This is a genomic window from Marmoricola sp. URHA0025 HA25 (assembly GCF_054059435.1).
Genome location: NZ_JBSSCD010000001.1, coordinates 1,473,293 through 1,485,970 on the forward strand (window position 1 = coordinate 1,473,293; position 12,678 = coordinate 1,485,970).

General features: G+C 72.5%; 6 protein-coding genes. 5 read left to right on the plus strand and 1 reads right to left on the minus strand.

What is annotated here, in order from left to right; genetic code table 11:
• Positions 1-137 precede the first annotated feature (137 nt).
• The 3 genes from ACVW00_RS07210 (at position 138) to ACVW00_RS07220 (ending at position 6,250) form a co-directional block, all read left to right on the plus strand.
• Positions 138-3,347 carry an MFS transporter gene (locus ACVW00_RS07210; RefSeq protein ID WP_457110219.1) on the plus strand — a complete coding sequence of 1,070 codons (3,210 nt, stop codon included), beginning with the start codon at positions 138-140 and terminating at the stop codon, positions 3,345-3,347.
• 83 nt (positions 3,348-3,430) lie between these two features.
• On the plus strand, positions 3,431-5,146 hold the full coding sequence (locus tag ACVW00_RS07215; protein ID WP_457110220.1) for an MFS transporter: 1,716 nt from the start codon (positions 3,431-3,433) through the stop codon (positions 5,144-5,146).
• A gap of 147 nt (positions 5,147-5,293) precedes the next feature.
• Positions 5,294-6,250 carry a hypothetical protein gene (locus ACVW00_RS07220; RefSeq protein WP_457110221.1) on the plus strand — a complete coding sequence of 319 codons (957 nt, stop codon included), beginning with the start codon at positions 5,294-5,296 and terminating at the stop codon, positions 6,248-6,250.
• Positions 6,251-6,253: 3 nt separating this feature from the next.
• Here the strand turns inward: ACVW00_RS07220 and ACVW00_RS07225 are convergent, their stop codons facing one another.
• Positions 6,254-10,054 carry an adenylate/guanylate cyclase domain-containing protein gene (locus ACVW00_RS07225; RefSeq protein ID WP_457110222.1) on the minus strand — a complete coding sequence of 1,267 codons (3,801 nt, stop codon included), beginning with the start codon at positions 10,052-10,054 and terminating at the stop codon, positions 6,254-6,256.
• Between the two features lie 143 nt (positions 10,055-10,197).
• Between ACVW00_RS07225 and ACVW00_RS07230 the strand changes: the two genes are divergently transcribed.
• Positions 10,198-11,019 (plus strand): hypothetical protein, encoded by an 822-nt coding sequence (locus ACVW00_RS07230; RefSeq protein WP_457110223.1) that lies wholly within the window; start codon positions 10,198-10,200, stop codon positions 11,017-11,019.
• Between the two features lie 84 nt (positions 11,020-11,103).
• A complete protein-coding gene (locus tag ACVW00_RS07235) occupies positions 11,104-12,630 on the plus strand; it encodes a chaplin family protein (RefSeq protein ID WP_457110224.1) in 1,527 nt (508 codons plus the stop codon).
• The last annotated feature ends 48 nt before the right edge of the window (positions 12,631-12,678 follow it).

Sequence of the window (12,678 nt, forward strand, 5' to 3'; positions counted from 1 at the left end):
GCTCCGGAACGGTACCAACTCAGCCGCGATGCCGGACCTGCACAGATGCCCAGGCGGGTCCAGTAGCCCGGATGGGTCATGCGGATCGCGGGGGTCTCGGTAACCATGGGTTCCGGGAGGGAGCCCCACGATGCTGCATGTCTGAAGGACTGGCCGTCCGCCTCAGGTCCGGGCGGACGGCGCCGAACCGCGTCCTGCTGGTGGCGGCCTTCGGTGCGTTCCTGGCCTTCCTCGACGCGACCGTCGTCAACGTCGCGTTCCCTGACATCAGGGCCTCCTTCCCGCACAGCAGCGTGAGCGACCTGTCGTGGGTCCTCAACGCCTACAACATCGTGTTCGCCTCGTTCCTCATCGTGTGCGGCCGGCTCACCGACCTGCTCGGCCGCCGGCGGATGTTCACCCTGGGGACGGTGCTGTTCACGCTGGCCTCCGTGGCCTGCGCGGCCGCCGGGTCTCTGGAGGTCCTGGTCGCGTTCCGTGTGGTGCAGGCACTCGGCGCCGCCCTGCTCGTGCCCGCGTCCATGGCGGTCGTGGTCGAGGCCTTCCCCGAGGAGCGGCGCAGCCACGCGATCGGTCTCTGGGGAGCGTCCGCCGCGCTCGCCGCCGGCCTGGGGCCCCCGATCGGCGGAGCGCTGGTCGGCATCGGTGGCTGGCGGCTCGCCTTCCTGGTCAACCTGCCCATCGGGATCGCGGCCGTCGTCAGCATCCGTCGCACGCTCGTGGAGAGCCGCGCTCCCGGGCGCCGACGTCTGCCCGACATCCGTGGGTCGGCGCTGCTCGCGGCCGGCCTCACCGCCTTGACGCTCGCCATCGTCCAGGGCAACGACTGGGGCTGGGGGAGCGTCCCGGTCGTCGCCGGGTTCGCCGCGGCGATCGGCCTGTTCATCGGCTTCCTCGCGAGCTCTCGTGCGCATCCGCAGCCGCTGCTCGATCCGGCGCTGCTGCGGATCCGGTCGTTCACGGTCGGCGCCGTGCTGACGGTGATCGCCGGGGCCGGGTTCTACGCCTACCTGCTCACCAACATCCTGTGGCTGAAGTACGTCTGGGGCTACCCGATCTTCAAGGCCGGCCTCGCGCTGGTCCCCGGCGCCCTCGTCGCCGCTGTCGTGGCCGGGGTGCTGGGGGAGCTCGCCCACAAGCGCGGCTACCGGTTCGTTGTCGTCCCCGGCGCGCTCGTGTGGTGCGCGGCGTACCTCTGGTACGCACTGGTCGTCGACCCCGAGCCGGCCTTCCTCACCCAGTGGCTGCCGGGGCAGGTCCTCAGCGGCATCGGTGTGGGCGCGACCCTGCCGATCCTCGGCAGCGCGGCGCTCGCCGCGGTGCCGGGCGGGCGGTTCGCCACCGCATCGGCGGTCGTCTCGAGCGCCCGACAGCTGGGTGGGGCGCTCGGGATCGCCCTGCTCGTGGTGATCATCGGAACGCCCACGCCGGCGAGCACGGTCGATGTCCTGCGGCACGGCTGGGTGTTCTGCGCCGCGGCCTTCGCGCTGACCGCCGTCGGTGCTCTGCTGCTGCGGAGCGGTACGACCGTCGACGAGACCGCGGACCGACACACCCGGCGGATCGACGTGCACGTGCCCACCCTGGCGCCGGCCCAGGGCGATGCCGAGGCGCTCCTCCCGGAGGAACACAGGCCCGCACCGACCTTCTTCGACCGGCTGCCCGACGACGTCCGGCTCCGGCTCGCATCCGCGGGCACCCGCATCGAGCTGGCTGCAGGAGACTGGCTCTTCCAGCAGGGGGACCGGGCCGATGCCATGTACGTGCTCCTGTCGGGCCGGCTCGACGTGGTGGTCGACGGCGACGCCGTACGCGAGCTCGGTCCGGGGGCTGAGCTAGGCGAGCTCGCGCTGCTGACGGGTGGGCGCAGATCTGGTTCGGTCCGGGCCCGGCGCGACTCCACGCTGCTGGCGCTGTCGCAGTCGGTGTTCAGGAGCACCCTGGAGACCTCGGCCACCACCGCCATCGCGGTCGCGACGGCCCTGGCCGAGGCGCTGGTGACCGCGCGACCCCAGGAACCGCCGGCCGGCGGCCCGGCCGGAGTGGTGGCCGTGGTGGGCCTGCGCAACGGCGACCCGGCCGAGGCGGTGGCCCGCACCCTGGCGGACGCGCTCCGTCGCCACTGCGACGTGTTCGTCTCCACCGGGCTGACCGCCACCGAGCTCGCGGCGGCGGAGGCTCGGCACGACCGAGTGATCCTGGTCGCCGGTGGCGACGAGCCGGATGGGGCCCGCTGGCGGCAGTCCTGCCTGCGGCAGAGCGACCGGCTCGTGGTCGTCGCGGACAGTGCCGACCCGCCACCGGAGCACTGGGACGGCCCGGCCCAGGCCGACGTCGTGCTCGTGGGTCCGGTGCCCGGGAACGCCCGGCTCGCGGCCTGGGCGGAGGCGATGCGCCCCTGGCAGATCGTCACCGTGCCGCACCCGGGCGCGGAGCTCACCGGTCTCGTCGCGGCGCTGAGCGGGCGGTCGATCGGCCTGGTGCTGGCCGGCGGAGGCGCGCGGGCGATGGCGCACATCGGCGTGATCCGCGAGCTCGAGGAGGCGGGGATCACCATCCACCGGGCCGCGGGCACCAGCCTGGGGGCGATCGTGGCCGGCGCGTACGCCCTGGGGCTCGACGGCGAGCAGCTGCACGCCCTTCACCACGAGGCGTTCGTGACCGCGAACCCCTTCGGGGACTACACGTTCCCCTCGCGAGCGCTCACCAAGGGCCGCCGTACCCCTGAGATGCTGCGGCACTACCTCGGTGAGGACTCGAGGATCGAGGCGCTCCCGAGGCTGTTCCGGTGCGTCTCGACCGACCTGACCGCGCGTGAGCTCGTGGTGCACCGCGACGGGACGCTCTGGGAGGCGGTGGCGGCCTCGGCCCGGCTGCCGATCCTCACGCCGCCGCTGCGGATCGAGGACCGGCTGCACGTGGACGGGTGCGTCCTGGACAACCTTCCCGTCGGCACCCTGCTCGAGCGCGACGAGGGCCCGATCGTCGCGGTCAACATCGGCGCGGGCGAGCAGGCCGCCGCTGGGAGCGGACCCCAGCGGATGCCGGCGCTGGGCGACACGCTCCTGCGGGTGATGACGATCGGCGGACAGGGAACGGCACAACGCGCACGTGAGCAGGGCGCGTTCGTGATCACGCCCCCGTCGCTCGGTGTCGGGATGCTCGAGTTCCACCAGCTGGACAGGATGGTCGAGGCCGGCCGGATGGCTGCCCGGGCGCTGCTGGACGCCACCGGCGGCAACCTCCTCCCGAGACGTCGCACGCTGCCCGTGATCGACAGCTCCTGGTCCTCCGGCTTGCCGCCGCGGGCTCCGGTCGGGCCGTTCTCCGAGGCCACAAGGGCCTGAAGGGGCTATTCCGCGTACGCCGCAGAGGGTGCAGGCTCCCTGATGGAGGAGTGCCTCGGAGGCACTCGGGGGGACGGAACCAGATGACCCAGACCGCCGAGACGCCCACGGGCGGGCTCCAGGGAGCCCGGTCGGCGATCGCCGAGACCTGGCGTCCGCTGGCGTCGGTGTTCCGCAACCCCGCCCTCCGCAAGATGCAGCTCGCCCTCCTCGGCTCGCTGGTCGGCGACTGGGCCTACGCGACCGCGGTCGCCGTCTTCGCCTACGGAGTCGGCGGCGCCAAGGCGGTCGGCCTGTACTTCACGGTCCGGCTGGCCCTCATGGCGGTCGCCGCGCCGGTGGTCGCGACGCTGGCCGACCGGCTGCCACGGCGCCAGGTGATGATCGTCTGCGACGTGCTCCGGTTCGTCCTCGTGGTCGCGGCGGCCCTCTGCCTGTGGGCCGGTACGCCGTCCTGGCCCGTGTTCGTGCTCGCCGGGCTCGCCTCACTCACCGGTGCGGCCTTCCGGCCCGCCCAGAACGCACTGATGCCGTCGCTCGCCGACTCGCCGGAGGAGCTCACGGCGGCCAACGGCGCGGCGAGCACGCTGGAGAGCCTCTCGTTCTTCCTCGGCCCGGCACTCGGCGCGTTCCTCCTCACGCTGACCGACGTGCCCACGGTCTTCCTCCTGAACGCGCTCACGTTCCTGTGGTCGGCCGGCCTGGTCGCGACCATCCGTCCCCGGCCGGGGGCAGTGAGCGCGGGTTCCGGCGACGGCCCGGCCGCTGAGGCGTCGGACGGCGACGAGAAGGCGCCGACCGGGATCCTGCGGGAGACCGCCGCCGGCTTCCGCGCGGTCACCGGGGACCGCGACATCCTCATGGTGGGCACCCTGCTCTGCGTCCAGACGGTCATCGCCGGTGCGTCCGCGGTCTTCGGCGTCGTGATGGCGGTCGAGATCCTGCACAGCGGTGCCAAGGGGGTCGGCTTCATCGACTCCGCCTTCGGCGTCGGCGCGATCGTCGGCGGCTTCATCGCGATCGGGCGGGCCCGCAAGCGCAAGCTCGCGACCGACATGTCGTTCGGGGTCGTGCTGTGGTCGATCCCGCTGGTCGCGCTCTGGGCCTCGCCCACGACGCCGATGGTCTTCGCCGTCATCATCCTGATGGGCCTCGGCAACCCGCTCGTCGACGTGAACTTCGCGACCATCCTGCAGCGGATCACGCCCGACGAGGTGATGGGCCGCGTGTTCGGCACGGTGGAGGGCGCCTGCATCGCCACGATGGCGCTCGGGTCCCTGATCATGCCCTTCCTGATCGACGCCTTCGGCCTCGGACGCGGGCTGGGGGTGCTGGGCATCGCCGTCTCGCTGCTGGTGCTGCCCTGGCTGCCCCGCGCGTTCCGCCTCGACCGCGACCTCGCCGTGCCCGCCGGCGTCCCGCTGCTCGAGGGGATCGCGATGTTCGCCCCGCTCAACCCGGCGACCATCGAGAGCCTCGCCCGCAAGCTCAGCCGCTTCGAGGTGCCTGCCGGTTCGGTGATCGTGCACGAGGGCCAGCAGTCGGACCGCTTCTTCGTCATCGAGTCCGGAGGCGTCGCGGTGTCCCACGGCGACGTGCTCATCCGTCACGAGGGCCCGGGTGAGTTCTTCGGCGAGATCGGGCTGCTGCGCGACGTACCGCGCACGGCGACGGTCGTGGCCGAGGTCGACACCGTCCTGCAGGTCCTCGACCGCGAGGACTTCCTCAACGCGGTGACCGGCCAGTCCGAGGCGAGGATGGCCGCGGAGGCGATCGTGTCGCGCCGGATTGCCGTCTGAGCGCCCCTCAACTGCTGTCAAACGCGGTCGAAGCATACGAGAACGGACAGTCCGTTCTGCTCATTGTGTGCGGTCCTTGGACCCACCAGACTCACGGGAGGGATGGGACGGGGGCCGCATCGTGTGGCACTCGAGAAGGGACATCTGATGTCACACGGAGTGCTGGACCCTGTACGTCGCCACCGGAGCCGGCTCGTCGCCGGGCTCACGCTGGTCCTCGCGGCGGGGGCACTCTTCGTGGTCCCACCACTCGCGTCCGCGTCGCCGGCGCCGACGGCGACGGCGATCATCGTGGACACTGCGTTCTCGGCCTCGATCACCGTGCCCGACACTCCGGGTGTCGGCGCGTCGTACGTCGTGCAGGACGACGCGTTCACGGTCAGCTTCCACACCGACCTCCCCCTGTCCACGACGCACGACACCACCGTGACGCTCACGGCGGCCGGGACATCCGTCACGGCGACCGGAATCGTGCCGAAGGACGTCACGACCGGCACGATCAGCGGTGTGGTCCTGCCCGACCCCGCGAACGGCGTGGTGCTCACCGTCACGGCGCCGGATCCGGCGGTCGCTGCCGGGACGATCACGGTCGACGTGCTCGCCACGTCCCTGACGGCACCATCCAGCACGAAGCTGACCGGCATCGGGGGTGGCGGCGGGGCCGGCCTGAAGTGCGTCCCGACGACGAACGATCCCACCTGCGGTGACCTCCTCCTGCCCGAGAGCGCCGCGGTCCAGAGCGGCGAGCTGCTCTCGCGAGGGTCGTGCGCGAACGTCTGCGGGACGATCACCGGCGCCGACCTGCGCTCGGTGCTGCAGCTGCTGGTCAAGGTGGACCCGCTCGTCTACAACAAGAGCAACCCGATCGAGTTCGTCGCCAAGTGCGACAAGACCCTGTGCCCCGGCAAGGGCGTGAAGACCTACAGCGTCAAGGTCCAGCTCAAGCCGGGCGATCCGGTCGTGGTGTCGCCGGCGTGCCTGTCGAAGGGGGTCATCGCTTCGACGCAGGAGTTCTGCACCGACTACGTGCAGAGCTCGCGCAACGGCGCCGGCGACGTCCTGCTGTACGTCGAGCTCCCGATCGACGCGAAGATCATCTGGTAGCAGTCACTCGCCGAGGAGGTCGAGGACCGGCACGCCGACCACGCCGAGCTGGCGCAGGGCGGTCGTGCCTCGGTCCTCCCAGCGGGCTGCATCGTCGCCGTGGGTGCGGGCCAGGCCCAGGCAGTTGACGGCGTAGGCGTAGGTGCGGTGGGAGTCGCGGCCTGCCTCCGCACCCCGCTGGAACTCCTCGACCGCGAGGGCGTCGCGGTCGCTCCGGTGGTGGGCGACACCGCGAAGGGCCCTCAGATCCGCCTCGAGCAGTCCTGCCGACTCAGAGACGAGCAGCTCGTCGGTGCAGCGCAACGCGGCCTCGACGTCTCCGCCGAGCAGGGTGGCCTCGGCGATCGAGAGCTCGGTCAGCGCGCCCTCGTCCGGGGCGTCGATCTTGTCGAAGAGCAGCCGCGCCTCCTTCAGGAGCGACAGCCCGGTCTCCGCGTCCCCGGTCCGGGCGCGGGCACGCCCCTGTTGCCGCAGCGCGAGCGCGACCAGCTCGTCGTCAGACACCGACCTCGCGATCTCCAGCGCCTCGTCGAGGAGCGGCCCGGCCTCGTCGTACCGGCCCTGGTCGACGAGCACCTCCGCCTGGTTGCACATCGCGACGCCCTCGTTGTCGGTGTCGCCGAGGCGTCGGTAGAGCTCGGCGGCGCGCCGGAACATCGTCGCCGCCTCCACCCACCGGTTGTCCTCGAGCGCCTCCACCGCCAGGTTGTTGGTGCACTGCGCCTGGCCGGCCACGTCGTCGATCTCGACGTACGCCTGCAGCGCGAGCGTGCCGAGGGTGCGGTAGCTGTCCCGTCCGGAGGCGAGATAGATGCCGTGCAGCGTCGTGTACGCCGGGGCCAGCGCCGCCGCGTCGCCCGAGAGCCGAGCCTCCTCGACCGCGGCGGTGCCCCACGTGATCGCGTCGTCGATGCGCCCCTGGTTGACCTTGCTGATCGCGTACCGGCGCTGCAGGGACGAGCGTGCGCGGTGCGCCTGCGCCCCGTCGAGGTCGTCGAAGGCATGCAGCTCGCGGCGCAGCCGGCGCATCGCCTGGGGGAACTTGCGGTGCCGCTGGTCGACGGTCGCCATCTTGGTGACGATCCTGGCCGACTCGAAGATGTCGTCACGCACGTGCCGGTGGGCCTGGCGGTAGGAGTCGGCAGCGGCATCGGTCAGCCCGATCACGAACCAGCAGTCGCCCAGCGCCTCGAGCACCAGGCCGACCTCGCGGCGCGGCACCGCACCCGCGGGGAGCCGCCGCGACGCCTCGACGGCGCGACCGAAGAGCTCGGTCGCCTCGGTGTTCGCGTACATCCGTCGCGCCTGCTCGCCGGCAGTGCGCGCGTAGCGGAAGGCGCGGTCGTAACGGCCGGCGTGCAGGAAGTGGAAGGACAGCAGCTCGGGTCGTGTCGCCGCGTGCGTGCGCTCCATGGCGAGCCCGACCTGGTCGTGCATCCGTCGCCGCGCGCGGTAGGCGAGGCCCTGGTAGGCGACCTCCCGGATCAGGCCGTGCCGGAACCTCAGCTCCTTGCTCCCGTCGGCCGGCACCAGGAAGCCCGCCAGCTCACCGGACAGCTGTTCCTCCAGCGGCGTCGGCACGTCTCCGAGGAGCCCGACGAGGTCGCTGGTCGCGAACTGGCTGCCGAGCACGGCCGCGCGCCGCAGCACGTCGCGGTGCGCGGGCGAGAGCTGGTCGATCTGTGCGGCGACCACCTCCTCGATCGACTCGGGGAGGGTCTCCACCGATCCCGCGGGGCCGGCCTGGCTGACCAGCGACTCGAGGAACAGCGGGTTGCCACCGGCCTTCTGGGCCAGGGCCGCGAGGGTGGGACGGGGGAGTGACTGCTCGCCGGCCGCGGAGAGCGCGAGCCGGATGGCGTCCTCGGTGGTCAGCGGGCTGACCCGCATCTCGAGCGACTCGAGGTCGTCGCGCGGGATCCACCCGAGGGGCTGGTCGCGCCGGCTGACGACGAGCAGCCACGGCTGCTCGCCGGTCGCGGTCGCCAGCAGGCTCAGCAGGTCGGCAGACGCCGGATCCATGTGCTGCGCGTCGTCGACGGTGACCAGCGTGCTGCCCGGCAGCAGGCCGCGCAGCACGCCCATCACCATCGACTCGAGACGGGCCTTGCGGAACTCGTCGTCGAGGTCGGCCGTCGTCGTGGTCTCGGGCAGGTCGATGTCGACCACGTCGCCCAGCAGCGGAAGCCACTCGGCCAGCTGCGGCGCCACCTCCCCGACCCGGGTCGCGAGGATCGTCGCCGCGGTGGCCGACGGAGTCCTCTCGGTGAACCCGAACAGCTCGCGCAGCAGCTCGCGGAACGCCGCGTACGGCGTCGATGACTGGTACTCGTCGCAGACGATGTGCTGCACCCGCACGTCGTCAGCGGCATCGGCGAGCTCCTGCATCAGCCGTGACTTGCCGATCCCGGGCTCGCCGAGGAGCTGCACGACGCCGCCCCGGCCGCCCCGGCACGACTGCAGCGCGTCGTAGAGCTGCGCCATCTCCTGCTCCCGGCCGACGAGCAGGTTGTCACGACCGGTCCGGCGCTCGCGACCGCCCGTGATGCTGCCCACGGACACGGCGTGGACGGCGTGCGCCTTGCCCTTCAGCGTGAACGGTCCGACGTCGGTGGTCTCGAAGCGCGTCTCGGAGTGCTCGTACGCCGGACGGGTCGCCAGCAGCTCGCCGGGCCTTGCCTTGCCCATGATCCGGGCGGCGAGGTTGATCGCATCGCCCTTCACCGAGTAGGTGCGGCGGAAGGGCGGGCCGAAGTCGCCGGAGAAGACGTGGCCGATGTTGACCCCGATTCGCAGGGGCAGCCGGCCCTGGTGGTCCAGGATCCGGCGCGCCGTCCGGAGCAGGCGGTCGGCGTCGTGCCCGGCCGTGCGCGGGGCGCCCGCGGTCAGCATGATCTTGCCGCCGTCGGCGTTGATGTCGGTCTCGAAGAAGGTCACCCCGTGGGCTGCCGCGGCGTGCGAGACGTTGCGGATGCAGTCGTCCAGGGCGTCGGCGGTGGCGTCAGGTCCCTCGGCGGTGAGCAGCGCATCGGTCCCCGCGAACTGCACGAACGCGACCGCGATGGTCCGGTGCTCGGGTGTGGCCGGGCCGGCCAGCAGGTGCTCCCTGATCGCTACCGGAAGCACCTGTGAGACGTCGACCGAGGTTGCGGCGTCCGGAGGAGACGCGTCCTGGGGCGCCTCGATGGTCTCGGGCGAGCGGCGGAGCAGCCAGCCGTTGTCGTCCACCTGCTCGCCGAGCACCTCCGGGCCGACGAGGTCGGCGGTGGTGCCGCTCACCACGATCTGACCGGCGTTCGCGACCCCCTCCAGTCGCGCCGTCTCGCTGGCGGCGGGACCGGTGACCAGGAGCTCGCGGTGCAGCGCCGGGTCTCCGACCAGGAAGAAGTCGAAGTCACCGCTGTGGACGCCGACCGACATCCGCAGGTTGATGTTGCCGGCGGTCGTCGTGAGCCGGCCGACCTCGCGGAGTCGTGCACGCATCCCGAAGGCCGCCGCGCACGCGCGCGGTGCGTGCTCAGGCCCGGCGAACATCAGCAGGACGGCGTCGCCGCCCCACTTGACCAGGTCGGCGCCGTACGCGTCGGCAACCCGGAGCAGGTGCCCGAACGTGGCATCGAGGGCGTCGCTCATCTCCTCGGCGCCGACGTGCCCCTTGCGCGCCAGTCGCTCGGTGAGTGCGGTGAAGCCGGAGATGTCCACGAACGCCAGCGACCCGGCGATGCGCTGGTGCTTCCGGGCGTCGTGCGCGCCGAGCCAGTCCACGACGAGGCGCGGGACGTACGGCCCCAGTCGCTCGTTCATCGGCCCTGCACGGCCATGGTTCCTCCCTGCCGCCAACTGCTCGCGCCCGCCTCCGACCGCCACTCTAGGGCGCTCACGGGGTTTGCTGCTGGAGAGTGCGGGTACGGGCCGCTGTCGGACGCACCCGAACCGAGAGCCCCTCCATGGACCCGCACCAGGCCACGAGTCGAGCGCCGCTGTCGCGGCTCCTCGTGCGCCTGCTCGTGCTCGCGGGTGCCGCTGTGGTCGGGTGGCTGCTGATCTCCGGCGGTCCAGCGCAGGCTGACGACAGCGGGAAGACCCACCCGCAGGTGTCGGACCGCACCGGTGCCCGGCCCGCGCTCGTCCCGGGCGTCGAGGTGGCACCGGGCCTGGTGGGCCGCACGGTGGCTGCGGTCACCACCCCGCTCCGGGAGGCTCCCGAGGTCGCGACGCGCGCCGTCGACACCGTGACCGCCCAGGCTCCGGCTCCGGTGCGACAGGCCACCCAGCAGCTCACCCAGGCTCTCGAGCCGACACTCGCCGCCACGACCACCCAGGTCGCGGACGCAGTCGACCAGACCGCCGCTGGGATCGACACGACCGCCGTCGACCCGGCGCTGCAGGCGGCCGGTCTCCAGGCCACGCCCGCCGCCGCAGCGCAGTCCGTCCCCGCGGCGCACGAGGCGGCCAGGTCGCACGGCGACCCGGCACCCGCGCGACACGCCCGCGTCGCGCTCGCGGACTCCCAGACCGCGGTCCCCGCAACCGTGCACCTCACCGCCGCTCGGCCGGATCCCGTTGCCGGCGCCGGGCACCCCAGCGTCCCTCGCGCGCCGGACGGTCCGGCCGTGCCGATCGGCAGCAGCTCCAGCGGTGGTGGCACGGCAACGGTGCTCGTCGGCGTCGCGATCCTCGCTCCTGCGCTGGTCCGGAGGCGTCGCGTGCGCCGAGGTGACCCGCTCCCGTCCGGGCCGACGTACCTGCCCGGCTGCTCACCTGACTGACTTCGGACCCGCTCGCCAGAGGCGAGCGTGCGTCCCTGCGGCAACCGCCGCAGGCCTTCGAACTCGACACTTCAGGAGAACCACATGCATGCATGGGTACGCCGCGCGCTGTGCGCGGTCGGAATCACCGGCGGCATCGTGCTCCTCGGCATGGGACTTGCCGAGGCTGCATCAGCCGACGGGAACAACGGGCCGGTGACATCCGGCCAGAACGGGATCGTGTCCGGCAACCAGACGGGCGTCGACGCCAATGCGCCGATCAACCTGTCCGGCAACCAGGTCACCGTTCTCGGGAACGACAACCAGAGCAGCGCCACCGGGAGCGCAGCGACGACCGCGGCACCGCCAGGCCCTGGTGCTGCGACCACCACCGGTCAGGGGGGCATCGGCTCCGGGAACCAGACCGCGGTCGGCGTGAACGCGCCGGTCAACGTCTCCGGCAACCAGGTCACCGTGATCGGTCATGACAACCACGCGGGCTCGGTCGGTGGCTCCTCGACCGGCGCCTCGCCGGGCAGCGGAGCGGCTGCGGGCTCTCCGAAGACCTCCGGGCAGGACGGGATCGCGTCGGGCAACCAGACGGCCGTCGGGATCCAGCTGCCGGTCAACGCTTCCGGGAACCAGGTCACCGTGCTCGGCGCGGACAACGTGGTGCACTCGGCTGCCGCGTCCTCGACCGGCACGGGTGCCGGTGCTGCCGGTGCAGCGCCGACGACGACCGGGCAGGGTGGCCTGATCGCCGGCAACCAGACCGGCATCGGGCTGAACCTGCCGATCAACCTCTCCGGCAACCAGATCACGGTGATCGGCGACCACAACGCCCTGGTCTCCGGAGGCGGCTCGACCACGCCCGGACCCTCGGGTGGCTCGGCGACGGGTGGCGCGACAACCGGTGGTGCGACGACGTCCGGCCAGGACGGGATCGGGTCGGGCAACCAGACCGGTGTCAGCGTGCTGGCTCCGATCGCCGCGACGGGCAACCAGGCCACGGTGATCGGGAACGGCAACACGGTCACGTCCACCGGCGGCTCGACGACCGGGGGCTCTACCGGGGGCGGCGCGACCGGGCCGGGTGCGACGACGTCCGGCCAGGACGGGATCGGGTCGGGCAACCAGACCGGTGTCAGCGTGCTGGCTCCGGTTGCCGCGACGGGCAACCAGGCCACGGTGATCGGGAACGGCAACACGGTCACGTCCACCGGCGGGTCGACGACCGGGGGCGGCGCGAGCGGGCCGGGCCAGACGACCACGGGTGCCGGCGGCATCGGGTCGGGCAACCAGACGCCCGTCGTCGTGCAGGTCCCCGTGGACGTCTCCGGCAACCAGGTGACCGTGGTGGGCGACGGCAACACCGTCACCTCGACCGGTGGCTCGACGACCGGCGGCACCACGCCGGGCACGCCGGGTACGCCGACGGGTGGTGGCGTGGTCAGCCCGCCGGCCTCGGGTGGAGGCGCACCCGGTGGACCGCAGGGCTCGGCCGGACCGGGCGACACCCTGCTGCCGAACACCGGCATGAGCGGTGACCTGCTCGGTCTCGGCGTCCTCGGTCTCCTCCTGCTGTCGGCCGGCCTCGTCCTGGTCCGGCCGCGGCGCCTTACGGTTCGCTGACGGAGGCCGGCGATGAGATGTGGTGCCCGTGCCGGCCCTGACAGAGTG